This window comes from Haloferax sp. S2CR25 (assembly GCF_031624535.1).
GTDB classification, from domain to species: domain Archaea; phylum Halobacteriota; class Halobacteria; order Halobacteriales; family Haloferacaceae; genus Haloferax; species Haloferax massiliensis.
Window position 1 is genome coordinate 33,151 of the sequence record NZ_JAMQOO010000006.1, and the last position, 25,081, is coordinate 58,231.

A 25,081-nucleotide genomic window follows, 5' to 3' on the forward strand; every position below is an offset into this window, starting at 1 on the left:
GATTCACCCGTCGTACCCGACGCGCGGGTCGATAATCGTGTACAGGAAGTCCTGCAGGATGTTCGTGCCGACCAGGATGAGGATGAAGATGAACATCAGCGTCCCGATGAGCGGCAGGTCCCCGTTGATGGCGGCGTTGAAGAACAGCCACCCGAGGCCGTTGATGGCGAAGACCGTCTCGACGAACACCGACCCGCCGAGAAGCAGGAACGCCTCGCCCGTGATGATGGGCACGAGCGGGATGAGCGCGTTCCGGAAGATGTGCTTCCAGACGAGCGAGCGCCCGGAGACACCCTTCGCGCGGGCGGTCTCGACGTAGTTCGAGTTGATGGTTTCGAGGACGGCGGTGCGGCCGATACGCATCTCGTTACCCATCGACGCCGACCCGAGGACCAGCGCCGCCGGGGCGATCTGCTTCGTCGCCCGGATGAACGACTCGGTCCACCCGCCGGGGTCGGCGAGGAACTGCTCGACCGGCGATTGGAAGAAGCCCAGCGCCGGCGGCGTGACGACGTTCGTCCTGACGATCCACGTCTGCCACGTGAACAGGCCGTTCGTCCACGTCCCGAGCTGTGAGAGGGCCGTGACGAGCATGATTGCCAGCCAGAAGTTCGGCATCGCGCGCCAGACGATTCCGCCGAAGGAGGCGACGTAGTCGGACGGCGTGTTCGGGTTCAATCCGGCGTAGAAGCCGAGCGGAATCCCGACGAACAGCGCGATGAGCACCGACCAGAAGCCGAGCCAAATCGTCCGGGGCGCGTAGATCTCGATGAGTTCGTACGCGGTCGTCCCGGGCGCGATGACCCACGACTGGCCGAGTTGGAAGGTGAACAGCTCGTACATGAAGTCGAGGTACTGACTCCAGAGCGGCTGGTTCAATCCGAGGTTCGTTCGAATCTGTTCTGCCGCCTGCGGGTTGTATTGCGTCCCCAGAATCGCCGACACGGGGTCGAGCGGCCCCAGGCGGATGAGGGCAAACGTAATCGTCGTCCCGAAGATGACGACAGGAATCGACATCAGTACCCTGCGGAGGAAGTACTGCCATCGACTCATGGCATCACCTCGCAGACCGTTCGAGCGGACATTATTGTAAGGGTTTACTGAGTGGTATGGTTATGTCTTGCGCTTCGAAGTCCCAATACTGCTGTTTCAGCAACTCTAACGCCAGATTATGCCACATAGTAGCGACTAACTATACGCTTGTCAAAAATATCCGGGAGTTCGATTCGGACGGGACGCGAGGGCGTGCCCGTGTTCCCCGGCGTTATCGGTTGAGGGTGACGTTGTTGAGCTTCTGACGGCTCGGACCCATCCCACCGAACGGCTCGATTTCGACGGTGTCGTACCAGAACGCCTCCTCTTTCTGGTTGTAGATGGGCAGCATCGCAACGTCCTCCCAGTTGGCCAGCTCGATGTTGACGTAGGCCTCGTCGCGGACCTGCTGGGCCTCGTCGGTCGGAGCCGGGTTGTTGACGACCTGCTGGTAGGCGTCGGTCGCCTGTTGGGCCGCGTCGCCGTTCTCGCTCGTCCAGTTGACGTACGAAATCGGACCCTGCTTGGACGTGTCCGTCTGCGGCGGGTTCATGAGCTGCAGGAAGTTGTCCGGGGCCGGCCAGTCGGCGATCCAGCCGAGGGTGTACGCTTCGAGCTGGCCGTTGCGGCCGCGTTCGAGGAGCGTCGAGAAGTCGGCCTTCTGAATCTGCATGTTGACGTGGGCGGACGCGAGCTGGTCGCGGAGGATGCTCGCCATCTCCTCCCACGCGTTGGAGTTGTACTGGGTCCACTGGACCTCGAACTGGTTGTCCGGGCCGTAGCCGGCCTCCTCCATGACCTGTCGGGCGGCCTCGATGTCCGTCTCGCCCGCGCTGTACGGGTAGTCGGAGCTGACGAGGTCGCTCGCGGCCTGCGCGCCGCCGGGGAAGATGGTCGGGGGCGTAAAGAGTTCCGCCGCGGAGCCGCGGCCCTTGAACACTTCCGAGACCATCTGGTCTTGGTTCAGGACGTAGGCGAACGCCTGACGGACCGCCTTCGGGACCTTGTTCATGTTGAAGCCGACGTAGTAAATCGACAGCGTCGGGACGCCGACGTAGTTGAGCGTCTTCCCGTTGCGGACCGGGCCGTACGTCCCGATTTCGCGGCCGTACTCGTCGGTCGACTCCACCTGGGCCAGTCCGGGGTCGTACTGCGCGGTGGGCAGCGTGAAGTAGTCCGCGTTCTCGTTCATCGCGTAGTTGTAGCGGGCCGTGTCGTCCTCGATGACCTGCCAGCGGACGTTGTCGACCTGCGCGGCCTGCCCGTAGTAGTCGTCGTACTTGGAGACGGCCGCGGCGGTGCCCTGTTCCCAGAAGGCGAACTCGAACGGACCCGCGCCGATGGGGTTGTTCGACGCGAACTCGGTGTACTCCATCTGGCCGTCGTGGCCCTCGATGTCGCCGAGGACGCCCTCGGGGAGGGCGGCGAAGGAGGTGTAGGCGAACATCTCAAGGGTGTCGTGGAACGGCTCCGAGAGGTTGACGACGAGTTCGGTCTCCGTCTCGCCGACTTCGAGGCCGAGCGAACCGGGTTTGTACACCTCGGTCTCCTCGCCGTCCTGCGTGACGGTCTCCGTCTCGTGTTCGACGCCGACGGAGTCGAGGATGAAGTAGGCGCGGCGGCTGTTCTCGGAGGCCGCGAGGCGCTCCCACGAGTAGATGAAGTCGGAGGCGGTGACCTGCTCGCCGTTGTGGTAGGTGGCGTCGGCGAGCTCGAACGTGTAGGTCGTGAAGTCGTCGGAGACCGTGTAGTCCGCGGCGAGTTCGTTTTCGACCGTCGGGAGGGCGTTCTGGTAGGACATCAAGCAGTCGAAGACCTGCTGGATGAGGATGCCCGACGACGTGTCAGTCGCGGCGACGGGGTCCATCGTCGTGATGGTCCCCGAGAGGATGCGGTTGAACACCGAACCGGACAGCTCCGTGCCCGTGTCCTCTTGGGTCGTCGCGGTGGTGGTTCCCTCGCCACCGGATTCGGTCGTCGTCTCTTCACCGTCACCGCCGGTACAACCGGCGAGGGCGGCGGCCGTGGCGGCTCCACCCGTTGCCTTCAGAAAGCGGCGACGCGAGAGTTTGTTAGTGTCTGGCATTCAGACCAAAATTTTCGGGGCGCGTGGATAAACTTACCGTATTCGATTTGTTTGATATAGTGTAGCGTGGAAGGGATGTAGTTCCATACCCAAGCGGCGAAAACTGCCACGAGAATCCCTATAGAACTCGTTTGAGGTTTCACCCTCAGTTTTGGGGCTGAGCCGGCCGTCCCGGTCCGTCTCGCCCCGTCGTTTCGGTCCACTTATATAGGGGTGTCACTATGTATCATACATGACGCCGGATGCGACGGCTTCCGTCGACGACTTGGACGCCGAGGTCATGGCCTCGGTGGATCGCTCTCAGACGGGCCAGCGTCTTATTATCGCGGATATCTCCCGCGACGACGCGTGGCTCGCTTCTGACGTAGCCGACGCGCTCGCGCTCGACGAGTGGCGATAACCGCTCCGGCCCCGCTCGCCTCCCCGGCGAGCAGACCATTCACATTTTAGTCCGACTCGCTCGTGGTACGCTACATGAACGCTCGAGCGGTGACGGTGAGCGAGGAGTACCTCGCCCGCCTCGAACACGGTGCGGACTGGCGCGAGGAGATCGAGGAGTTCTGCGCGCGCAAGGGCATCGAGTCCGCGTGGTTCAACGCCATGGGCGCCGTCCAGGACGCCGAACTCTGGTTCTACGACCAGACGGACCAGGAGTACCAGTCCGTGACGTTCGACGAGCCGCTCGAAGTCGCCGCCTGCGTGGGTAACGTCGCGCTCCTCGACGGCGAGCCCTTCGCACACACGCACGCGATTCTCTCCCGACGCAGCGGACAGGCGCTCGCGGGTCACCTCGACTCGGCGACCGTCTTCGCGGGCGAACTGAACCTCCGCGCCTTCGAGGAACCGCTCGAACGCGACCACGACGCGGTGACCGACCTCGACCTCTGGCTGTAACCGTGCGCGAGGAGGACTCCCGGTACTTCCGTCGCATCGAAGCCCGCCTCGACGAGGCGTTCGACCTCGCGGAGGCCGCGAAGGCGACGGGGTACGACCCGAAGACCGAAGTCGAGATTCCGGTCGCCAAGGACATGGCCGACCGCGTCGAGAACATCCTCGGCATCGACGGCGTCGCAGAGCGCGTCCGCGAACTCGAAGGCGAGATGTCCCGCGAGGAGGCCGCGCTCGAACTCGTGACCGACTTCGTCGACGGCAACGTCGGCGACTACGACTCCCGCGAGGGCAAAGTCGAGGGCGCGGTCCGCACCGCCGTCGCCCTCCTCACCGAGGGGGTCGTCGCCGCGCCCATCGAGGGCATCGACCGCGTCGAAATCCTCGAAAACGACGACGGCACGGAGTTCGTCAACGTCTACTACGCCGGTCCGATTCGCTCGGCGGGCGGCACCGCGCAGGCGCTGTCCGTGCTCGTCGCCGACTACGCCCGCTCGCTTCTCGACATCGACGAGTACAAGGCCCGAACCGACGAGGTCGAGCGCTACGTCGAGGAGATAAACCTCTACGACAAGGAGACCGGCCTCCAGTACTCGCCGAAGGACAAGGAGTCGCGCTTCATCGCCGAGAACATGCCCATCATGCTCGACGGCGAGGCCACGGGCGACGAGGAGGTCTCGGGCTACCGCGACCTCGAACGCGTCGACACCAACTCCGCCCGCGGCGGCATGTGTCTCGTCATGGCCGAGGGCATCGCCCTCAAGGCCCCGAAGATTCAGCGCTACACCCGCCAACTCGACGAGGTCGACTGGCCGTGGCTCCAAGACCTCATCGACGGCACCATCGGCAAGGACGACGGGAAGGCCGCGAAAGCCGACGACGCGGGAGAGGGCGAAGCCGAGGGCGACGAGGCGGACGCCGACCCGGACGCCGACGACGCCGAGAGCGAGGCCCCCGACGGGCCGACTCGCGTCGAACCCGCGACCAAGTTCCTCCGCGACCTCATCGCGGGCCGCCCGGTGTTCGGCCACCCCTCCGCGCCCGGCGGCTTCCGCCTGCGGTACGGCCGCGCCCGCAACCACGGCTTCGCGACCGCGGGCGTCCACCCCGCGACGATGCACATCGTCGACGACTTCATCGCCACCGGCACGCAGATCAAGACCGAGCGCCCCGGCAAGGCCGGCGGCGTCGTCCCCGTCGACTCCATCGAGGGGCCGACGGTCAGACTCGCCAACGGCGACGTGCGCCGCATCGACGACCCCGAGGAGGCCGAGGAGCTACAGAACGGCGTCGAGAAGATTCTCGATCTCGGCGAGTACCTCGTCAACTTCGGCGAGTTCGTCGAGAACAACCACCCGCTCGCGCCGGCCTCCTACGTCTACGAGTGGTGGATTCAGGACTTCGAGGCGACCGAGGCCAACGTGCAGGCGCTCCGCGACGACCCCGCCGTCGACCTCGAAGCGCCGTCGGTCGAGCGGGCCCTCTCGTGGGCGACGGAGTTCGATGCCCCGCTCCATCCCACCTACACCTACCTCTGGCACGACATCTCGGTTGACCGGTTCGACGCGCTCGCCGACGCCGTCGCGGCCGGCGAGGTCGTCGCCGCCGAAGCCGACGGGGGCACGGCCGCCGCGCTCGAACACGAAAACGAACCCGAGCGCGGACTGGAGGGCACGCTCGTCCTCGACAACACGCCCGAGATTCGGGAGGCGCTCGAACACCTGCTCGTCGCCCACCGACAGACCGACGAGACGCTTCGCGTCCCCGTCTGGCGACCGCTCGCCCGGAGCCTCGGCCTCACCGACGACCGCGAGCGGACGTGGGAACTCGCCGACCTCTCCGAGCGCGCCCGCACGTGGGACGGCGGCGACAACGCCGTCGAGGCCGTCAACGAGGTCGCGCCCTTCGCCGTCCGCGAGCGCGCGCCGACCCGCATCGGCAACCGCATGGGCCGCCCGGAGAAGTCCGAGCGCCGCGACCTCTCTCCTGCGGTCCACACGCTGTTTCCCATCGGCGAGGCCGGCGGGAGCCAACGCGACGTAGGCGACGCCGCCAGACACCGCGGCGAGTCCGGCAAGCGCGGCCAGATTTCGGTCCGCCTCGGCCGGCGCAAGTGCCCCGACTGCGGCGCGTTCGGCTTCAAGTCGAAGTGCCCCGACTGCGGCGGCCACACCGAACCCCACTACGAGTGCGACGACTGCGGGACCGTCCTCGAACCCGACGAGTCCGGCCGCGTCTACTGCGAGCGCTGCGACTGGGACGTCGAGAGCGCCGAGTGGCAGGACATCGACCTCAACACCGAGTACCGAAACGCTCTCGAACGCGTCGGCGAGCGCGAGTCGTCGTTCCAGATTCTCAAGGGCGTGAAGGGGCTCACCTCCGCGAACAAGACGCCCGAACCCATCGAGAAGGGCGTCCTGCGCGCGAAACACGACGTGTCGTCGTTCAAAGACGGCACCGTCCGCTACGACATGACCGACCTGCCGGTCACCGCGGTCCGCCCCGAGGAACTCGACGTGACGGCCGACCACTTCCGCGAACTCGGCTACGAGACCGACATCGACGGCGAACCCCTCCGGTTCGACGACCAACTGGTCGAACTCAAAGTCCAGGACATCGTCCTCTCGAACGGCGCGGCGCAGCACATGATGCAGACCGCCGACTTCGTCGACGACCTCCTCGAACAGTTCTACGGCCTCGACCGGTTCTACGAAATCGAAGAGCGCGACGACCTCATCGGCGAACTCGTCTTCGGGATGGCCCCTCACACCTCCGCCGCGGTCGTCGGCAGAGTTATCGGATTCACGACAGCAGCGGTTGGATACGCGCATCCGTACTTTCACGCCGCGAAACGCCGGAACTGCTTCCACCCGGAGACGAAGGTCTGGTACCGAGACGAGACCGACCGGTGGCGATACGACGAGATTCGAACGCTCGTCGAGGAACGGCTCGATGACCCGGAGACCGACGATTTCGGGACGCTCGTTCAGGAACTGGACGGGGACGTGTACGTTCCGTCTCTGACCAGAGATGGTCGAGAGACGATTAAACCGGTCGGAGCCGTCTCCAAGCACGTCGCACAGGACCACCTCGTCCGCATCGAGACCCGCGGCGGGAGAGAACTAACGGTCACCCCGGACCATACGGTGATTCGAGCCGACGACGGCGGATTCACGCGCATTCCCGCGCACGAACTCGCCGAAGGCGACGCGCTTCCGTCGCCCAAGCGCGTCGACATCGACGCGGACCCGGCCCAGTTCGACTTGCTCGCGGAGTTCCTGCACGGCGAGTCGATACCGGCCGAAGACCTGATGATTCGGGGGCTCGGCCCGGACCGAATCCGGTCGCTCTTCGACGAGCATACCGAAGCGAGCGGCTACCTGAAACCGGTCGCCGAGCGACTCGGACGGAGCGATTCGACGGTTTACAACTGGGTCTCTCGCGACAGCGTTCCGGCCTCGGTATTCGTGGAGATCCTCGGAAACGTCGAAACGGTCGTCGACGTGCTTCCGCGTGAGCTTTCTCTCGGTGTCCGTCGCGACACCGCGACCGTTTCGAGAGTGCTCGATATCGACGAATCATTCGGAACTGTACTGGGGTACTACGCCGCAGAAGGATTCACGAGGGCATCGCCCGGAAACTTCTACCAGACGACAATCTGTATCCCGGACGAACCCGCCCGCGAACGCATCCTCGATACCGTTAGCGAAGCACTCGGCGTCGACGCGTTCGAGGAAAACGAGTGGAAGGTCACGGTTTCGAGTCGACTCGTCCAGTCGCTGTTTGCGGACGTTATCGGATGCGGGTCGCGTGCCGAGGACAAACGCGTCCCGGACTCGGTACTCACCGGCCCCGAGCCGGTTCTTCGGTCCTTCCTGTCGGCGTACTTCTCCGGCGACGGAAGCGCGTCTTCGGACCGCGTGGAGATTCGCGCGCACACCGTGAGCGATGACCTCAAACGCGACCTCGTTGCCGCGCTCAAACGCTTCGGCATCGCCTCGAAGACCTACTCCGAGCGCCGAACGCCACAGACGGGTGCGGTGGCGGAGTTCTACGACGAAGACGAGGTCCCGACGTTTGACTCGTGGGTCCTCAAACTCACGTCGGAGAACGCGGTTCGATTCGCCGAGGAAGTCGGTTTCCACCTCCCCCGAAAGAGCGAGGCGCTGGCGAGCGCGCTCGACGACACGGACGTCCGAGGCCAGCGCCTCTTCTCGGACGGCGGGGATACGTGGCTCGACGAAGTCGTCTCGGTCGAATACCTCGAAAGTGACGTCGACCACACCTACTCGTTGACCGTCGAAGACACCAACTCTCTCGTCGCCAACGACCTCCACGTCGCGCAGTGCGACGGTGACGAAGACTGCGTCATGCTCCTCATGGACGGTCTTCTCAACTTCTCGAAAGAATATCTCCCCGACAAGCGCGGCGGGCAGATGGACGCGCCGCTCGTCATGTCCTCGCGCATCGACCCCTCGGAAATCGACGACGAGGCGCACAACATGGACATCGTGCGGCAGTACCCCCGCGAGTTCTACGAGGCGACGCTGCGGATGGAAGACCCCGACGACTGGGAGGACGAGGTCACCATCGCCGAGGAGTACCTCGGAACCGACCGCGAGTACACGGGGTTCGACCACACCCACGACACGACGGATATCGCCGCCGGCCCGGACCTCTCTGCGTACAAGACCCTCGGGTCGATGATGGACAAGATGGACGCCCAGCTGTTCCTCGCGCGGAAACTCCGCGCAGTGGACGAAACTGACGTGGCCGAGCGCGTCATCGAGTACCACTTCCTCCCCGACCTCATCGGGAACCTCCGCGCCTTCTCGCGGCAGGAGACGCGGTGTCTCGACTGCGGCGAGAAGTACCGGCGGATGCCGCTTTCGGGCGATTGCCGGGAGTGCGGCGGCCGGGTGAACCTCACGGTCCACCAGGGCTCCGTGAACAAGTACATGGACACCGCGATTCAGGTGGCGGAGGAGTTCGACTGCCGCGACTACACGAAACAGCGGCTCGAAGTGCTCGAAAAGAGCCTCGAATCGGTCTTCGAGAACGACAAAAACAAACAGTCCGGCATCGCGGACTTCATGTGAGTCTACGGTCGGTTTTTCCTCCAGGTTTTGCGAGTCGAGCGGCGTAGTCGCTCGGCGTCTCAGTCCCGAGCAGGTCCCAACCCGTGGAAGCCGTCGGCGGCGACGACGTACACCGCGCCGTCGACGGGGACTGCGGCGGAGACGCCCCGTGAAATCACGTCCGCCACCTGCACTTCCGGGGTCTGATGTGCCCACAATTGACGTTCTTCCCCGGTGTCGTACGCTGCTAGCCGTCCCTGTTCACCGGAGACAACCATTGTTTCTCGTGCGCGCGCGTGCGGAGCGCCGGAGAAGCGCGCCGCCGCCTCGCGTCCGTCGTCGCGCGACAGCGTCGCGGTCTCTCCGTCGACCGCGACGTGGAGCACGTCGTCGGCGACGACCGGCGCGCCGCTTCCCGGCGACCGCCATCGTTCGGTGCCGTCGGTCGGGGCGAGCGCAAGGAGTTCGTCGTCGCGGGTGGTCAGGTACGCCGCCTCTGTCGTCGCGACCGGCGTCGTCCACTCGCTCGTCCGCGCCTCGACGCGGAAGCGCCGCTCGCCGGTCGCGAGGTCGACGGCGTGGACGGCGTCGCCGGTGACGACGAACACCGCCCCGTCGGCGACGGCGGGCGCGCCCTTCGCGTCGCTTTCGAGGTCGTAGCGCCAGCGTTCGCTCCCGTCGGCGAGTTCGAACGCCCGAAGCTGGGTCGGGACGCCGTCGAACCCGCCGCCCGAGACGACGGCGACGCCGTCGCCCACCGCGGGCGGGCCGTGGATACCGTCCATCTCGGGGCCGCGCCACAGCACTTCGTCGCGGTCGGCGGCGAGACAGAACGCCTCGATGAAGGTCGTGACGACGACCCGGTCGCCCGCGACGACGGGCGGCGAGTTCACGCCGTAGCCGACAAGCGGGGTCGCCGCTCGCTCGGCCATGGTCGCCGGGTCGCGTCGGACGAGCGCTCGCCTGTCGCGCCCGCGCCCGTGGAGGTTGTAGAGACGGTCGCCGTCGAGGACGGGCGAGCCACCGGCGTTCAGTCGCCAGTACTCCTCGGCGTCGGCCGGAACCGAGACGTCGGGGTTGTAGCCGGTGTTTCCCGCGTCGAAGCGGTACTGCGGCCACGCCCCCGACGGCGAGAGCGAGGGGTCGCCCGGCGGCGTGGCCGTCACGCGCTCGTCGGGCCCGGACGTCGGACCGTACGTCGTGGTCGGTTCGTCGGTGGTCGTCGCCTCGGTCGTCGGACTGGGTGACCCGCCGTCGCGGCCGAGGCAGCCGGCGACACCGAGCGACGCGCTTCCGAGCAGTTGGAGGTATCGGCGACGGCTCCGAGGACGGGACATACTGCCGAATCTATGACGGGACGGTAAGTGCTTTATCGCATCACGAAATTCTATATCGCGGTATCGGATTTATCATTTATATATACGGGCGTCGTTGCTCCATCCCGTCGACGGACGGTTGGTCGGCGTCGACGCCGATTCGGCCGTTCCTTTTTATTCGCTCGCGCGACGATTAGTCGCACATGGCTGACGAGACAGAGCCGACGGTGGGAATGACGGTGTACGCGGAGGACGGTAGCGAACTCGGGAGCATCCGCGGCTTCGACGACGACGGGTTCTACGTCACGACCCGCGAGGGGCTCGCGGGGATGTCCGTCGAGCACGAACGCGCCGGCGGCGAGTTCGGCGAGGCCGAGTTGATGTGGCGGTGTAGCGACTGCGGCGAGATGGGCGACCTCGACGAACTCCCCGACACCTGTCCGAACTGCGGTGCCGAACGGGAGAAACTCTACTACTGGACCGAGGACTGAGGTCTCGGACCGATTCGACCGCCGCGCCCGCGAAACTCGCCATTTTTGTCGTCCGCCGAGTACGGGTAGCCATGCGTATCCTCGTCTTCGGCGCGGGCAGTCTGGGCACGCTCGTCGGCGGCCTCCTCGCGTCGGTCCACGACGTGACGCTCGTCGCGCGCGACCCGCACGCCGCGCGGGTGTCGGCGGCCGGTCTCGACATCGTCGGTGCCGAGTCGGCGCACGTCTCGCCGGCCGCGACGACGACCGAGACGGGCCACTCGGCGGATCTCGCGCTCGTCACGGTCAAGTCGTTCGACACCGCGGCGGCGGCCGACGCGCTCGCCGACTGCGACGTGGGCGCGGTGCTGTCGCTCCAGAACGGACTCACCGAGGAGACGCTCGTTTCTCGCCTCGACGCGCCGGTTCTCGCGGGGACGGCGACCTACGGGGCGCGGCTCGTCGAACCGGGTCGCGTCGAGTGTACCGGCGTCGGCCGAATCGCCTTGGGCGCGCTCGACGGCGGCCCCGACTCCCTCGCCGAGCGGGTCGGCAAGGCGTTCCGCGACGCGGGGCTCAACACGCTCGTCGCCACCGACATGCCGAGACGCCGCTGGGAGAAACTCGCCGTCAACGCCGGCATCAACGCCGTCACCGCGCTCTCGCGGGTCGAAAACGGCGCGCTCCGGTCGGGCGACGCCAACGACCTCGCGCACCGAGCGGCCCGCGAGACGGCCCGAGTCGCCCGATTAGAGCGCGTGTCGCTCCCGAACCGCGTCGCCCGCGAGGCGGTCGACCGCGTCGTCGAGAAAACCGCCGCGAACCGCTCGTCGATGCTACAGGACGTCGCGGCCGAAAAGCGGACCGAGGTGGACGCCATCAACGGCGCGGTGGTCGATATCGCCGCCGACCACGGCTTCGAGGTTCCGACGAACCGGACGCTCGCGGCGCTCCTCCGGGCGTGGGAGCGGGGTGCAGGGATACGTTAAGCATTAGGACCGGCTCCGGTCGCTATTCGAGGTAGCCGAGGTCGCGCAGTCGGTCCTGCGCCTCGTCGTCCATCTGGTCGACCGAGTCGTCCGACACGTCGGTGTCGAGCGCGTCGGTCCACGCGCCGCCGATGGCGTCTTCGAACTCCGCGAGGGCGGCTTCGGTCTCCGCGATTGCCTCGTCTTCGGCGTCGGCGACGTTCTCGGCCTCCTCGGGGTCGGCGTCGATGCGGTAGGCCTCGTCGGGGATGCGGTCGATTCGAACGTACTTGGCGTCGGTCCGCCGCGCCGCCCGCATTCGGGAGTAGAACCGAGAGTCCTCTGGGAGCGTGATGCCGGCGCTCGACGCCTTCTCCTCTAACTGCTTGAGTTCGACCACGGGACGAGAGTACTCGACGAAGGCGTACTCGCCGTCTCGGAGCTGGCCGGGGTCGTCGTTCGATGCTTGCGCGAACTCCCGGTAGTCGGCCGACAGGAGCGAGCGCGTGCGGTCGAGGCCGACCGCGTCGTCGCCGGGGTTCGCGGGCTCTCCGCCCTCGACGCCGAGCGAGTCGAGCACCGTGTGATAGAGGTCGACCAGTTCGACCTGGTCGTCGCGGCGGTCCGCGTCGAGGTCGGGGTGTTTGACCATGAGCGGGACGTTGATGAGCGGGTCGTACAGGCAGAACTCGTGGCCGTAGAGGCCGTGTTCGCCGTGGAGTTCGCCGTGGTCGGCGCAGACGACGACCATGGTGTCGTCCCAGCGGCCGGTCTCTTTCAGGTGGTCGAACAGCCGGGTGAGCTGGTCGTCGATGTGGGCGATTTCGGCGTCGTAGAGGCCGCGGATGTCACCCCACTCGTCGTCGTCAATCTCGTAGGCTCCGGCGTTGTACTCCTTGGAGTTCTGGCAGACCTCGGTCGAATCGACGCCGGGCGCGAAGCGCTCTTTGTACTCCTCGGGCGGGTGGTACGGCAGGTGCGCGTCCATGAGGTTGACGAACGCGAAGAACTCCTCGGAGTCGTCGACGAAATCGATGGTCTGGTCGATGACCGCGGGCGTCTTCGAGTCCGCGCCCTCGCCGCCGGCGAGGTACTCGTGGGCGGTGTTGCCGAGGCTGACGAGCTTGTCGGCGAGCGTCCGGAGCGCGTCGCTGTCGTTCATCGTCTTCCACGCCTTCGCCAGCGGCCCCGACAGGAACTCGCCGGGCATGACCTCGAAGAAGTTGTCCTGCTCGGAGAAACCGTCGGTCAGGTGCGTGTACGGCGTTATCCACGCGTTAGAGGAGTAACAGGCGGTGTCGTAGCCGGCCGCCGAGAGCGTCTCGGCGAGGGTTGTCGCGCCTTCGAGATAGGGGTTCTCCTGGTCGGCCCCGTGCTGGCTGGGGTACATCCCGGTGAAAAGCGAGGCGTGGACCGGCAACGTCCACGGCGCGGGCGCGACGGCCTGCTCGAAGACGGTCGCCTCGTCGGCGAAGCGGTCGAGCCCCGGCGTCGTCGGGCGGTCGTAGCCGTACGGCGTGAGGTGGTCTTTTCGGACCGTGTCCATGACGACGAAGAGGACGTTCTCGGGCGACTCGGCAGTCATACCCGTGGGTGGGGAGTAGTCGCCGATAAAACTCCTGTTCTCGGCCGCCGCCGCGACGAAAACGCCCGAACCGTCGAGTTAGAACGGAGCCTGCGGGCCCTGGTCGTCCTCGATGTCGGTCGTGTCGTCGCTGGTGTCGCCGGGGAACGACGGACTGCCGCCGCGGCTGTCGCCGCCCATGCCGCCGTCGCCGCCCATGCCGGTGTCGGCGTGGACTTCGTTAATCTCGGGAATCTCCTTGACCATTCGGGTCTTGATGGCCTGGATGGTCATCGGGGAGATACCGCACCCGGAGCAAGCGCCGCCGAGGAGAACGGTGACCTCACCGGTCTCGCGGTCGAGGTCGCGGATGGCCGCGCTGCCGCCGTGCATCTGGATCTGCGGGAAGTTCCGACGGAGGAAGTTCACGACACGCTCTTTGAGGTCGTCCTCGCCGTCCTGCGTCTCCGTGCTCATGCACGCGGCTTCGAGGTGAACGTGCTTAGGCCTTTGGTTCGGGGTTACGCCTCGACGCCGAAGACCCGCCGAAGCTCGCCTTCTATCTCGTCGACGTAGCGGTCGAGGACGGCTTCGAGTTCGTCGTCGTCGATTTCGACCGCCGTCAGTCGCTCCGCGGGGTTTTCGGGGAGCTGCACGGAGAAGTCGCCGTCCTCGTAGAACGGTTCGGACTCGTTGAGAATCTGCTGGTCGACCCCGTGGATGAGCGACGAGTCGAACTCGTCGTTCATCGTCTCGAAGGCGTTCTTGTACGCGCGCTGGAGTTCGGGGAAGTAGTTGGCGTACTTGTCCTCGAACTTCTCGGGGTCGAAGTCGGTCATACTCGGAGCTTTCGCGCTCTGAGCAAAAAATCGGACGATTGGCCGGTGCGCTCCGCGGGTCCGGTCACACCGATGTTACCTGAGACTTTTCTATCTATTAGATAAATATAATAATATATGGAATTAATATGCAATCTAACGTACAAAACAATCGCCCCCGCGGACTTCGGAGTGAGCTAACCGTGTCGCAACAATCCGTCGCTTCGCTCACGCGGTGGAGTCCGGTCCTCGTTCGACTCGCGGTGGGAATTCCGATGGTCGTCTCGGGACTCGGTAAAGTCCTCGCAATCGGGCCGAAAACGTCGGGAATCCCCGGCTTTTCGGGGTTCTTGGTGAGCCTCGGCGTCCCGCTTCCCATCGTCGCCGCGTGGGGTGTCGGCCTGGTCGAACTCGTCGGCGGGTTCCTGTTGCTCGTCGGGTTGTTCGTCCGCGTCACGGGCGCGCTCGTCGCCGTCAACATGCTCGCCGCCACCGCCCTCGTCCACCTTCCGGAGGGCTACCAGTCCAGTGAACTGACCTTCGCGCTCGCGCTGGTCGCCGTCTCGCTCGTCCTGAGCGGCCCGGGGTCGCTCTCGCTCGAACGGGCGCTGTTCGGCGGCGAACTACTCGCAGACGGTGCGAACCCGGCGGCACGGGCGGACTAAACCGAAGACGCACCCGTTTTTTCTGGTACTCCCTGCTTACGTGGACGCCGACTCGGTTGGTCGCGCTCCCACCCCAGATTCTGTATAGCAACTTCTGGTTCATCGTAGACACTCGGCAGAATCGCGATTCTACGGGGAGAGCGGTTCAGATACAGAAATTTGAGTGACGCGGGGCGTCACTCGATGAGCGGACTGTCCACGCGCGCGGCCGAGAGTTCGCTCGCCGCGAAGATGGACGCTAGTTCGGTTATCAGTTCGTCGTACGACTCGTCGTCCTCGCGCAGCGCGTCGAGTCGCTCGACGGTTCGACGGTCCAGTTCGACCGTCTCTGTTTGTACCTCCGGTTCGTAGCCGACCGGGTAGTCGTATTCGGCCTCGTTCGATCTGGCAGTCGCCATCGTTCACTCCGCTCCGGCATGCGTGCCGGTATCATGGCATACACACGCATACGATATGAGGATTTCGCGGATTTCGCGCCCGAGACCGAACGCGAACCCGGTCTGACGCCGATTCAGCTCTCCGTCCCTGCTCCAAAAATAAACTACACTCCGCTATATCGAATTATCACTGCGGCCGAATCAGGCAGTCATCGCCAGTCTACTGGATTGTTTAAGGACAAACGATTTTATGCTCGATAGATTGTCGAATACTGGATACATGAGCGACTATACACTCGAATCTGGGTCAAATTCTCTCGGAAGTAGAAGCAAACACAACTTCGGACTCGCGGCCGGCTCGATTAACCGGGATTGCGGGCCGCACGAACCCGACCGGTCGCGCTCTCCCGAGGTGTCCGCGCCCCCGTGATGTACGACCGTCGCATCCTCATCGACGCGCTCGCGCACCGGCCGTTGCTCCGGCGGATGGTCAGACCGCTCGTCGCCGTCGCGGCGTTCGTCGTCGCCGGCGTCGGCGGATTCAGCGTCCTCGGCGGTGCGGGCCTCGTCGACGCGGCGTTCTGGCTACTCGACCCGACCAGCATCGAACTCCACTACCAGACTCACGAGGGGCCGGCGACGCTCGTCAAGGCGTACGCCATCGTGATTCTCACCGGCCTCATCGGAACCGGACTGTGGGCCGGCGAGACGTTCGTCTCCGCGGCCTTCGGCGGACAGATACGCGAGGAACTCGACCAGATGAAACTCCACCGAGAGATAGCGGAACTCGAATCGCACGTAATCGTCTGCGGCTACGGAACCTTCGGAAAGACGGTGGCGGCGCGGCTCCGCGAGATGGGCCGCGACGTGGTCGTCGTCGAGAGCAAGGAGGCGGGGTACCAGCGCGCCCGTGACGCGGACCTGCTCGCGGTCGAAGGCGACGCCCGCCGCGAGGACCGACTCACCGACGCGGGCGTCGAGCGCGCCGCGACGGTCGTCGGCGCGATAGACGACTCCAAGGTGAACATCCAAATCGCCATCGCGGCGAGTCGGCTGTCCCCCGACGCCAAACTCGTCGTCCGCGCCGGCGACCAGATGGACGAGGCGCTCGCGCGCCGCGCCGGAGCCGACGAGGTCGTCGTCCCGGAAATCGTGAGCGGCGAGCAGGTCTGTTCGGGCCTCTGAGTCGCCGCGCCGCCCCCGCTCTCGTCCCTGTCCCCCGTCTGTTATTTGTTCACAGCGCACTCAGTTCGCCTATGTCCACTGACAACCCTCGCTACAACGACGAGGGCGTCCTGAAGAAGAAACAGTACAAACGCGAGTTGAACCGCCTCCAAGAGGAACTGGTGAAACTCCAGTACTGGATAAAGGAACACGACCTGCGGGTTTGTGTCGTCTTCGAGGGGCGCGACGCCGCGGGGAAAGGCGGCGTCATCAAGCGCATCACCCGCCGGCTCAACCCGCGGGTGGCGCGGGTCGTCGCGCTCGGCAAGCCCACGGAGCGCGAACGGGGGCAGTGGTACTTCCAGCGGTACGTCGAACAGCTTCCGACCGAGGGCGAGATGGTGCTTTTCGACCGGAGTTGGTACAACCGCGCGGGCGTCGAGCGGGTGATGGGATTCTGCACCGCCGAGGAGTACGAGGAGTTCTTACGGACCTGCCCCGAGTTCGAGCGGATGCTCGTCCGCTCGGGCATCGTCCTCGTCAAGTACTGGTTCTCCATCAGCGACGAGGAGCAGGAACGGCGCTTCCAGAAGCGAAACGAGGACCCCAAGCGCCGCTGGAAGCTCAGCCCGATGGACCTCGAAGCGCGCTCGCGGTGGGCCGACTACTCGGAGGCCAAAGACGCGATGTTCGAACACACCGACATCGACGAGGCCCCGTGGCACGTCGTCAACGCCGACGTGAAGCGCCACGCGCGACTCAACTGCATCTCGCACCTGCTGGACCAAATCGACTACGAGGACCTCACGCCGGACCCGATCGAACTGCCGTCCCGACAGGACGACTCCGGGTACGAGCGCCCGCCAATCGACAGCCAAAACTGGGTTCCCGCGCGGTTCGGGTCGAACCCGGTCGACGACTAATCCGGGTTCTTCGCTAACTGCTCGCCGACGATGCGGTCCGCCTCGGCGATGAACGCCTCGACTTCGCCTTTCGGAATCGTCGCGCCCGCGGCGACGTCGTGGCCGCCGCCGTCGCCGCCGACCGACCGCGACGCCTCGCGCATGACCGCCGAGAGGTCCAAGCCCTCTCGGACCATCACGTACGACCCGCGCGAGGAGACTTTCACCTCGCCCTCCTCGGTGTCGGCGAACGCGAGGACCGGAATCCCGTTTCGGGTCGCGTCGGTGCCGACGGCCATCCCGGCGACGATGCCGACGATGGTCTCGCGTATCTCGTCGCCCGCGTCGAACCACTGGAGGTTGTCCTCGACGCGGACGCCGTGTTCTTTCACCCACTGGAGGCCGTTCGAGAGGTTCTTGCGGTGGTTCCGCAGGAGCCTGCGCGCCCGGTCGAGCGCCGCGTCGCGCTCGCCGAGACAGACCGCGAGGCCCACGTCGGCGCGGTCGTAGCGCGCGGTCGCGTTCAGGAGCGTCGAGAACTCGCTCACGTCGCGGAGTTCGGTCCCCTCTCGCTCCCGAGAGAGCACGTAGGTCGTCCCCACGAGGTCGTCGATGCGGGAGGCGGGCACGCCGCTGGCGATGGCGCGGCGCATCAGGGCGCTGGCGAGCGTCTGTCGCTCGTCGCCGGTGAGGTCGACCCACCGCTTCCACTCGCCGTCGTCGCCGCGGCAGGGCACGTCGAGTTCGGTGAGGAATTCGATGGCCCCGGCCTCGTTGTTCGAGATGCCGGGGATGCGAACGTCGGTCGCGTACTGGAGGAGCTTCGGGAGCGCGCGGGTCTGGCGGCCGTAGATGCGGAGGTCGGTTCCCTCCTCGACGACGCCGGCTTCGACGCCCTCGTCGACGATGCCCGCGTTGGCCCCGCGGAGTTCGCCGTTCGTGTCCTGCATGTCGCCGACCGCGCCGACGACGGCGAGGGCGGCGAGGTCGCGGTTATCTCCCCCCTCGGGTTCGAGCGCCCGCGCGAGGACGTAGCTCGCGCCCGCGCCGGAGAGTTCGCTCGCGCCGTTGAGGCCGAACCGAAGCGGGTTGAGGTGGTGGTCGGTCTCGACGCCCTCGGCGGGCTGGTGGTGGTCGGCGATGACGGGGTGGAAGTCGCCCGCCGCCTCGTGGTCGGCGATGATGTCGAGTTGGCCGCTCCCGAAGTCCGTGAACAGCACGGTGTCGTAGTCGGTCGCCGCGATGTCGGCCACGGCGGCCGCGTCGAGTTGGCGGCAGAACACCGTCTCGAAGGGGATTTCGGCGCGTTCGAGCGCGGTCGAGGCGATGCCGGCGCTCGTCAACCCGTCGGCGTCGATGTGCGAGGCGAGGAGCACCCGGTCGGCGTCGCGGAGGCGGGCCGCGCAGGCCGCCGCGTGCTCTGTGAGTTCGGGGACGGGTCCGTCCATTGGTGTGGTACTCACGCCCTCTCCGGCATAAACGCTGGCAGTTCGGGCACGGAACCCCTTCGTTTCCACTCCAGTTCGACGGCGGACATGTGTCGTCGTTGCCGCGGTTCGGTATAAGAAGGCTCGCCCGCGGCCGCGGACCTGACCGAGCGCGACCGCCGGTCAGATTCGCCGCCTGACGACGAACAGGAGAACGGTCGCGAGCACCGTCGAGCCGGCGACGAGCGCCCAGCCGGCCCCGTAGCCCGTCGACTCCACGACGAAGCCGAAAAGCGGTGGGGCGACGAGGCCGCCGACGTTGAGCGCGGTCTGGCCGCCGGCGGTCGCCGCGCCGATGTCGCCGTCGTCGACGACGCCGCTCAGACAGGAGTAGAAGACGCCGGTCGAGCCGTGGATGGTGAGGCCGAGCGCGACGAAGACGGCGACGGTGAGCGCGAACGAGCCGCCGGTCCCGACGAGGAGCGAAAAGAGGGCGACCGCGCCGGCCAGTTGGACGAGCGCGACGGTGGCCGCGCCGCGGGGCCCGCCGAGGCGGTCCGCGAGGCTTCCCGCGCCGATGCGGCCGACGCTTCCGGTCACCTGCGTCGCCGCGAGGACGCCCCCGGCGAGGGCGGGACCGGTCCCGACCACGTCCTGCACGTAGAGGACGGTGTAGCCGAGCATCGAGAAGATGGATGCGCCGATGAACAGCGCGGCGGCGACGAGCGCGACGTAGGCGCGGTTGCCGCCGAGCCCGGCGAGTCGGGGTCGTTCGAGCCGTCCCGTCCCCGGGTTCCCGCGGTAGCGCGTCGCGAAGACGAGCGCGTAGCCGGCGGCGAAGACGGCGATGGCCCAGAACCCCACCTGCCACGCCGCGATGACGGCGACGCCGGTGACGACGAGCGACGACGCCCCGCTACCGAGGGTGACGCCGACCTGTTTCAGCCCCATGGCGAGGTTCTTGCTCCCGGCGGGCGCGGCCGCGACGATGCCGCGGTTTGACGCCGGCATCGCGGTCGAGTAGGCCGCCCCGAGGAGCGCCACCGTCACGAGCAACAGCGCGTACGACGGCGGCGCGAACGTGACGCCGACGAGCGCGACCGACAGCGCCAGCAGGCCGACGACCATCACGGGCTTTTCGCCGTAGCCGTCGACGGCCGCGCCGCTCGGGAAGAGAAACACCGTGTAGCCGAGCAGGCCGGCGGTCAGAAAGAGGCCGACCAGCGACTCGGAGACCGAAAACGCGTCGCGGACGAAGCCGGTCGCCGCGAAGATGGCGTAGTAACAGAGGCTCGCGGCGGTCTGCCAGCCGGCGACCGAGCCGACGGCGCGCCACGAGCCGTCTCCCGTCTCGGCTCCCGTCACGCCGCTCCCTCGCTTCCCGTCACGTCACTCGTGATACGTCGGCGCGGCGGTCTCGACCGCGGCGACCGCGAGCGCTTCGAACGTCGCCTCGTCGGGGACGACGGTCACGTCGATGCCGTGGGATTCCGCGGTGTCGCGGGTCGGCGGCCCGATTGCGCCGACGACGGCGTCGTTCAGGCCGGCGATGGCTTCCTCGCGGATACCCCGCTCCGCGGCGGCGTCGAGGAAGTGTTCGACCGTGAGCGACGAGGTGAACAGGGCGGCTTCGAGGTCCCCGGCGGCGGCCATCTCGGCCGACTTCCCGGCTCCCTCGGGGCGGACGAGTCGGTAGAGAACCGTCTCGTGAACGTCCGCGCCCGCGTCGCGCAGGCCCTCGGTGAGGACCGGACTGCCGTGGTCGCTCCGGGCGACTTCGACCGTCGCGCCGTCCACGTCGGGCGCGAGGTGGTCGACCAGCCCGGCCGAGGTGTACTCGTCGGGGACGCGGTCGACCGTCCAGCCGGCCTCGCGGGCGGCGTCGGCGGTCGCGGGGCCGATACAGCACAGCACCGCGTCGCCGGGCTCCCAGCCGGCCTCGTCGAGGAGTTCGACGCCGGTCTTGCTCGTCAGGACGACGAACGCGCCGGGTTCGGGCGTCGCGCCGGTCGGCTCGATTGCGAGCATCGGGTCGGGCACGGGAGTCGCGCCGAGCGAGTCGAGGAGTTCGACGGCGCGCTCGATGCGGTCGTCGTCGGGGCGGAAGACGGCCGCGCGGACCTGCTGGCTCATTCGTCTCCTCCAGCACCTCCGTCGGTCGCGTCGGCCTCAGCGATGGCGTCCGCGCCGCCGCCCCGCAGGAACTGCTTGACGCGGTCGCGGGTCGCCGCGACCTCGCCGATGACGGTGATTGCGGGCGGTTCGATGTCGGCCTCGTCGCGCACGTCGACGACGGTGTCGAGCGTGCCGGTGGCGACGCGCATGTCGGGCCACGTCGCCCGCTCGATGAGGGCGACGGGCGTGTCGCCGTCCATCCCCGCCTCGCGGAGTTCGGCGGTGTACAGCGGGAGTTTACCGACGCCCATGAGGACGACGAGCGTCCCGCCGGTCGCGGCGAGGGCGTCCCAGTCCACCGCGGACTCGTCTTTCGCCGGGTCCTCGTGGCCGGTGACGAACGACACCGACGAGACGTGGTCGCGGTGGGTGACGGGGATGCCCGCCGAACCGGGGCCGGCGACCGCCGAGGTGATGCCCGGCACGACCTCGAACGGAATCCCGTTGTCGGCGAGGTGCTCCATCTCCTCGCCGCCGCGGCCGAACACGAACGGGTCGCCGCCCTTCAGGCGCACCACGTCGTTGCCCTCGCGGGCGAGTTCGACCAGTCGGTTGTTCGTGTACTCCTGCGGCGTCCACTCGCCGCCGGCGCGCTTGCCCACGTCCTCGCGCTTTTCGGCCGGAATCATCCCGAGAATCTCCGGGCCGGGGAGCTTGTCGTGGAGCACCACGTCCGCCTCGTCGATGAGGCGGGCGGCCTTCATCGTCAGCAGTTCCGGGTCGCCCGGGCCGCTGCCGACGAGGTGGACCGTGCCGACGCCCTCCGCGGACTCCCCCGAGTCCCCGTTCGAGCGGTCGTCCCCCGTCATCTCACTCCTCGGCCTCCTCGCGGGCGGCGTCGACTAACTGGCCGGCACCGCGGTCCCGGAGCGCCGCCGCGAACTCGCTGGCGGCGTTGGCGTGGTTGCCGACGGGGAGGTCCCGAGAGGCCTTGATGGACTCCGAACCGTCGGTCGCGAGCACCTGCACGTCGACGTGGACGTGTTCGCCCTGCAGGAGGGCGTGGACGCCGACCGGGGCGATACAGCCGCCGCCGAGTTCGGCGAGGATGGTCCGCTCGACGGTCGTCTCGACGCGGGTCCGCGGGTGGTCGAGTTTGTCGCGGATGAGGTCGATGACCCCCGAGTCCGCCGCGGTCACGGCGATGGCTCCCTGTCCGGGCGCGGGGACGAACGTCGTCCGCGGCAGGCGCTCGTAGTTCACCTTCTCGGTGAGGCCGCTGCGCTTGAGGCCCGCCTCGGCGAGGACGATGGCGTCGTACTCGGTTTCGACCTTCCGGCCGAGGGCCTGTCGTTCGAGTTCGGTGAGCCCCTCGAACCACTCGTCTGCGGTCTCGTCGAACGTCTCGTCGTGGTCGGTCTTGCCCTTCTTCGCCTGTCGTTCTTTGTCGTTTTCGACGCGGGCCTCGTGTTCGCGCTGGAGGTGCGTCGCCAGCAGTTTCTCGATGCGGGTGTCGACGTTGCCGCGGAGCGGTTCGACTTCGAGGTCCTCGCGGTAGTTCAGCAGTTGGGCCTGTCGGCGGAGCGACGACGTGCCGACGACGGCCCCCTCCGGGAGGTCGTCGATGTCGTGGCCCTCGGCCGTCACGAGCACGTCGCCCGCCGGCGCGCGCTCGGGCACGCCGGCGACGACGAGGTCGGCGGGCTTCTCGGTCGGCATGTCCTTCATCGAGTGGACCGCGGCGTCGACTTCGCCGTCGAGGACGCGCTCGTCGAGCGCGCGGACGAACGCGCCGGTCTTGCCCAGTCGGTGGATGAGTTCGTCCTGAATCCGGTCGCCCGTGGTCTCGACTTCGACGAGTTCGACGTCGAGTCGGCGGCCCGCGAGCGCCCCCTGCACGCTCGCGGCCTGCGCGCGAGCGAGCGCCGACCCTCGCGTCGCCAAGCGAAGTGTTGTAGTCATACGCGTCAGTCCGGCCCCCGCGTTGAAAAGCCCACCAGTTCGCTCCCGCGCGCCGGGTCGAACCCGAACGGAAGACCGATACAGTCCCCGCGCGACGACCCGGACGATGCCCGCCTTCGATTCGGCCGTCCGGCAGGTCGGCGACCTCGTCGTCGTCGCGCTCCTCCTGTTCGGCCTGACCTCGGTCGTCGCGCCCCTCGACGTGTTCCTCTCGTCGGTCGGCGTCGAGCCCCCGTGGTTCGCCGGCCTCGTCTCGGCCGCGCTCGTCGCGCTCGCGCTCCTCCTCGCGCGTCCCCTCCGCCTCCGACTCGTCGCCCGCGTCTGGGGCGTCGGCCTCGTCGTGACCGCCCTCTGGATTCCGCTGTTGATTCTCCTCGAACTCCACGGGAATCCCGTCGGTATCCTCGTCTCGTGGGCGGTCTGTCTCGGCGTCGGCGTCGCCCTGACCTACCCGCCGCTGTGGCGGGCGGCCGAGGCGCGACTGCGGGCCGAGTGAGTCGGGTTCGCGTCGGGTTCGCGTCGGGTTCGCGTCGGGTCCGCGTCGGGCTTGCATTTGCGCGGGCGAACGCCGCTCGCGCCGACCGGCTCGCACCCGTCTCGACGTGCCGAACAGTTATCGGCCTCCGCGGCGACGACTTCGACGTGAACAGGTCCGCTCGTCTCGCCCTCATCTTCGGCGTCGCGTTCGTCGTCGCGCTCCCGCTCGGATTCATCTTCGCGCCGGACCCGACCGGCGTCGTCCCGCTTTTCCTCACCGCCGGACTGGCCGCCGTCATCGGACTCCCGGCGTACCTCGGACTCTCTCGGGCGACCGGACCGGAATCGTGAAAAAAGCGCGCGGCCGGTGAATCGTCGATTCGGGTTATAGCGCCGCTTTGTACGCTTCCAGCGTCTCCTCGATGTCCTCGTCGGTGTGGGCGTAGGAGACGAACTGCGACTCGAACTGGTTCGCCGTGAGGAACACGCCGTGGTCTTTCATCTCCTGCCAGAAGACGCGCTCCCAGCGGTCGGTCTCGGCGTTCGACACGTCCGCGCCGGTCTTCGGACAGGCGTCGTAATTGGGACACGACTCGACCTGCGCACAGCCGTCGGCGCAGGCGTCGGCGCGCTCGGCCGCGCCGTGGCGCGTGAACACCGTCTTGAACATCGAGTCCGTGCCGACGACGGTGTACTCGGGGGCCTGGTCTTCGAGGATGTCGGTGATGCCCGCCCGAAGCTTCTCGCCGAGGCGGTTGACGTGCCCGTACACGTCGTTTTCGGCGGCGTACTTCAGGTACTCGTGGCCCGCGGCCATCGTGACCGGGTGGCCCGAGAAGGTGCCCGACTGGAACACGTCGCCGCCGGGGGTGAACTGCTCGACGAGCTCGGCCTTCCCGCCGACCGCGCCGACGGGGAAGCCGCCGCCGATAATCTTCCCGAACGTCGTGAGGTCGGGCGTGACGCCGAACTTGCCCTGCGCGCACTGGAGGCCGCCGACGCGGAAGCCGGTGATGACCTCGTCGAAGATGAGGAGCGCGCCGTGGTCCTCGGTCACGTCGCGGAGGGCTTCGAGGTAGCCGTCGACCGGGTGGACGATGCCCGTGTTCGCCAGAATCGGCTCGGTCAGCACCGCCGCGATGTCCTCGCCGTGTTCCTCGAACACCTCGCGGACCGTCTCCTCGTCGTTGAAGGGGACGGGGATGGTGTGGTCGGCGAACGACGAGGGGATGCCGGGCGTCGAGGGCTTCGCGCCGCCGGGGCCGCCCTCGACGAGCGTGGACTCCTGTGCGCCGTGGTAGCCGCCCTGCATGACGACGATTTTGTCGCGGCCGGTGACGCCGCGGGCGAGGCGGACCGCCGAGACGGTCGCCTCCGTGCCGGAGTTGACGAACCGGAGCATCTCGACGGAGGGGACGTGCCGCGCGACGAACTCGGCGTGTTCGACCTCGATTTCGGTCGGCGCGCCGTACATCGGCCCGGCGGCGGCGTGCTTCTGGACAGCCGACTGGACGGGCTCGGGCGCGTCGTGGCCGTAGAGGAGCGGCCCGTAGCCCATCACGTAGTCGACGTAGCGGTTCCCGTCGGCGTCGATGACGTGCGCGCCGTCGCCGCGCTCGACGAAGAACGGGTACGGTTGCGTCGCCCGGACCGAGGAGTTCACGCCGCCCGCGAGCACGGACAGCGCGCGGTCGTACAGCGCCCTTGACTCGTCGTGGTTCATGCGCGGCGGTTCGGCCGCTCGCGGGAAAGACCTTACTGGGCCGGCCGCA

23 protein-coding genes are annotated in these 25,081 nt (G+C 67.3%); 10 read left to right on the forward strand and 13 right to left on the reverse strand.

The features are described 5' to 3' along the window. Positions 1–3: 3 nt before the first annotated feature. Complete coding sequence (locus NDI65_RS14625; protein WP_004968800.1) at positions 4–1,053, reverse strand: ABC transporter permease; 1,050 nt, start codon at positions 1,051–1,053, stop codon at positions 4–6. 211 nt (positions 1,054–1,264) lie between these two features. Next, entirely contained in the window at positions 1,265–3,118 is a 1,854-nt protein-coding gene (locus tag NDI65_RS14630; RefSeq protein ID WP_089777164.1) for an ABC transporter substrate-binding protein, read from the reverse strand. 232 nt (positions 3,119–3,350) lie between these two features. Between NDI65_RS14630 and NDI65_RS14635 the strand changes: the two genes are divergently transcribed. The 3 genes from NDI65_RS14635 to NDI65_RS14645 all read left to right on the forward strand — a co-directional run bounded on the left by NDI65_RS14635 (position 3,351) and on the right by NDI65_RS14645 (position 9,105). Continuing rightward, positions 3,351–3,518: a hypothetical protein gene (locus NDI65_RS14635; protein ID WP_167344094.1), complete on the forward strand. Its 168-nt coding sequence runs from the start codon at positions 3,351–3,353 to the stop codon at positions 3,516–3,518. A gap of 74 nt (positions 3,519–3,592) precedes the next feature. Continuing rightward, positions 3,593–4,012, forward strand: a complete 420-nt coding sequence (locus NDI65_RS14640) for a PPC domain-containing DNA-binding protein (protein ID WP_004968803.1) — start codon at positions 3,593–3,595, stop codon at positions 4,010–4,012. Between the two features lie 2 nt (positions 4,013–4,014). Continuing rightward, the gene (locus NDI65_RS14645; protein WP_310893785.1) at positions 4,015–9,105 is read left to right on the forward strand and encodes a DNA polymerase II large subunit; all 5,091 of its coding nucleotides are present in this window, start codon (positions 4,015–4,017) and stop codon (positions 9,103–9,105) included. A gap of 59 nt (positions 9,106–9,164) precedes the next feature. Here NDI65_RS14645 and NDI65_RS14650 read toward each other — a convergent pair whose 3' ends face one another. Continuing rightward, positions 9,165–10,421, reverse strand: coding sequence for a PQQ-binding-like beta-propeller repeat protein (locus tag NDI65_RS14650; protein WP_089777168.1), 1,257 nt, complete (start codon positions 10,419–10,421; stop codon positions 9,165–9,167). Positions 10,422–10,603: 182 nt separating this feature from the next. Here NDI65_RS14650 and NDI65_RS14655 point away from each other — a divergent pair, with 182 nt between their 5' ends. Together NDI65_RS14655 and NDI65_RS14660 are read left to right on the forward strand one after the other, a co-directional pair. Continuing rightward, complete coding sequence (locus tag NDI65_RS14655; RefSeq protein ID WP_089777169.1) at positions 10,604–10,891, forward strand: rubredoxin-like domain-containing protein; 288 nt, start codon at positions 10,604–10,606, stop codon at positions 10,889–10,891. 71 nt (positions 10,892–10,962) lie between these two features. After that, entirely contained in the window at positions 10,963–11,859 is an 897-nt protein-coding gene (locus tag NDI65_RS14660) for a ketopantoate reductase family protein (RefSeq protein WP_310893786.1), read from the forward strand. A 22-nt stretch (positions 11,860–11,881) separates the two neighbouring features. On the opposite strand, the gene NDI65_RS14665 is transcribed toward NDI65_RS14660, so the two are convergent. From NDI65_RS14665 to NDI65_RS14675, 3 genes are all read right to left on the reverse strand, one after another. Then, on the reverse strand, positions 11,882–13,423 hold the full coding sequence (locus tag NDI65_RS14665) for a sulfatase (protein WP_089777171.1): 1,542 nt from the start codon (positions 13,421–13,423) through the stop codon (positions 11,882–11,884). 78 nt (positions 13,424–13,501) lie between these two features. Continuing rightward, positions 13,502–13,879 (reverse strand): NifU family protein, encoded by a 378-nt coding sequence (locus NDI65_RS14670; protein ID WP_004045112.1) that lies wholly within the window; start codon positions 13,877–13,879, stop codon positions 13,502–13,504. Positions 13,880–13,923: 44 nt separating this feature from the next. Then, positions 13,924–14,241: a DUF5783 family protein gene (locus NDI65_RS14675; RefSeq protein ID WP_089777172.1), complete on the reverse strand. Its 318-nt coding sequence runs from the start codon at positions 14,239–14,241 to the stop codon at positions 13,924–13,926. Positions 14,242–14,423: 182 nt separating this feature from the next. Here NDI65_RS14675 and NDI65_RS14680 point away from each other — a divergent pair, with 182 nt between their 5' ends. Further along, complete coding sequence (locus NDI65_RS14680) at positions 14,424–14,885, forward strand: DoxX family protein (protein WP_310893787.1); 462 nt, start codon at positions 14,424–14,426, stop codon at positions 14,883–14,885. A 176-nt stretch (positions 14,886–15,061) separates the two neighbouring features. Here NDI65_RS14680 and NDI65_RS14685 read toward each other — a convergent pair whose 3' ends face one another. Next, positions 15,062–15,283: a hypothetical protein gene (locus tag NDI65_RS14685; protein ID WP_089777174.1), complete on the reverse strand. Its 222-nt coding sequence runs from the start codon at positions 15,281–15,283 to the stop codon at positions 15,062–15,064. A gap of 408 nt (positions 15,284–15,691) precedes the next feature. On the opposite strand from NDI65_RS14685, the gene NDI65_RS14690 reads away from it, so the two are divergent. Together NDI65_RS14690 and ppk2 are read left to right on the forward strand one after the other, a co-directional pair. After that, entirely contained in the window at positions 15,692–16,447 is a 756-nt protein-coding gene (locus NDI65_RS14690; protein WP_089777175.1) for an NAD(P)-binding protein, read from the forward strand. Positions 16,448–16,518: 71 nt separating this feature from the next. Next, complete coding sequence (gene ppk2 / locus NDI65_RS14695; protein WP_310893788.1) at positions 16,519–17,349, forward strand: polyphosphate kinase 2; 831 nt, start codon at positions 16,519–16,521, stop codon at positions 17,347–17,349. On the opposite strand, the gene NDI65_RS14700 is transcribed toward ppk2, so the two are convergent. From NDI65_RS14700 to hemC, 5 genes are all read right to left on the reverse strand, one after another. After that, positions 17,346–18,776, reverse strand: coding sequence for a DHH family phosphoesterase (locus NDI65_RS14700; protein WP_310893789.1), 1,431 nt, complete (start codon positions 18,774–18,776; stop codon positions 17,346–17,348). The two genes, ppk2 and NDI65_RS14700, sit on opposite strands and share 4 nt — an antisense overlap. Before the next feature lie 162 nt (positions 18,777–18,938). Further along, the gene (locus tag NDI65_RS14705; RefSeq protein WP_310893790.1) at positions 18,939–20,120 is read right to left on the reverse strand and encodes an MFS transporter; all 1,182 of its coding nucleotides are present in this window, start codon (positions 20,118–20,120) and stop codon (positions 18,939–18,941) included. 24 nt (positions 20,121–20,144) lie between these two features. Beyond that, positions 20,145–20,888, reverse strand: coding sequence for a uroporphyrinogen-III synthase (locus tag NDI65_RS14710; RefSeq protein WP_089777180.1), 744 nt, complete (start codon positions 20,886–20,888; stop codon positions 20,145–20,147). Beyond that, positions 20,885–21,739, reverse strand: coding sequence for a uroporphyrinogen-III C-methyltransferase (gene cobA / locus NDI65_RS14715; protein WP_089777181.1), 855 nt, complete (start codon positions 21,737–21,739; stop codon positions 20,885–20,887). The genes NDI65_RS14710 and cobA overlap by 4 nt, the downstream gene beginning before the upstream one ends. A gap of 1 nt (position 21,740) precedes the next feature. Further along, positions 21,741–22,832 carry a hydroxymethylbilane synthase gene (hemC, locus tag NDI65_RS14720; RefSeq protein WP_345784713.1) on the reverse strand — a complete coding sequence of 364 codons (1,092 nt, stop codon included), beginning with the start codon at positions 22,830–22,832 and terminating at the stop codon, positions 21,741–21,743. A 106-nt stretch (positions 22,833–22,938) separates the two neighbouring features. Between hemC and NDI65_RS14725 the strand changes: the two genes are divergently transcribed. Together NDI65_RS14725 and NDI65_RS14730 are read left to right on the forward strand one after the other, a co-directional pair. Next, positions 22,939–23,328, forward strand: coding sequence for a hypothetical protein (locus tag NDI65_RS14725; RefSeq protein ID WP_310893791.1), 390 nt, complete (start codon positions 22,939–22,941; stop codon positions 23,326–23,328). A gap of 146 nt (positions 23,329–23,474) precedes the next feature. Beyond that, complete coding sequence (locus tag NDI65_RS14730; protein ID WP_310893792.1) at positions 23,475–23,660, forward strand: hypothetical protein; 186 nt, start codon at positions 23,475–23,477, stop codon at positions 23,658–23,660. A 34-nt stretch (positions 23,661–23,694) separates the two neighbouring features. Here the strand turns inward: NDI65_RS14730 and NDI65_RS14735 are convergent, their stop codons facing one another. Then, on the reverse strand, positions 23,695–25,032 hold the full coding sequence (locus NDI65_RS14735; protein WP_089777184.1) for a glutamate-1-semialdehyde 2,1-aminomutase: 1,338 nt from the start codon (positions 25,030–25,032) through the stop codon (positions 23,695–23,697). Positions 25,033–25,081 lie beyond the last annotated feature (49 nt).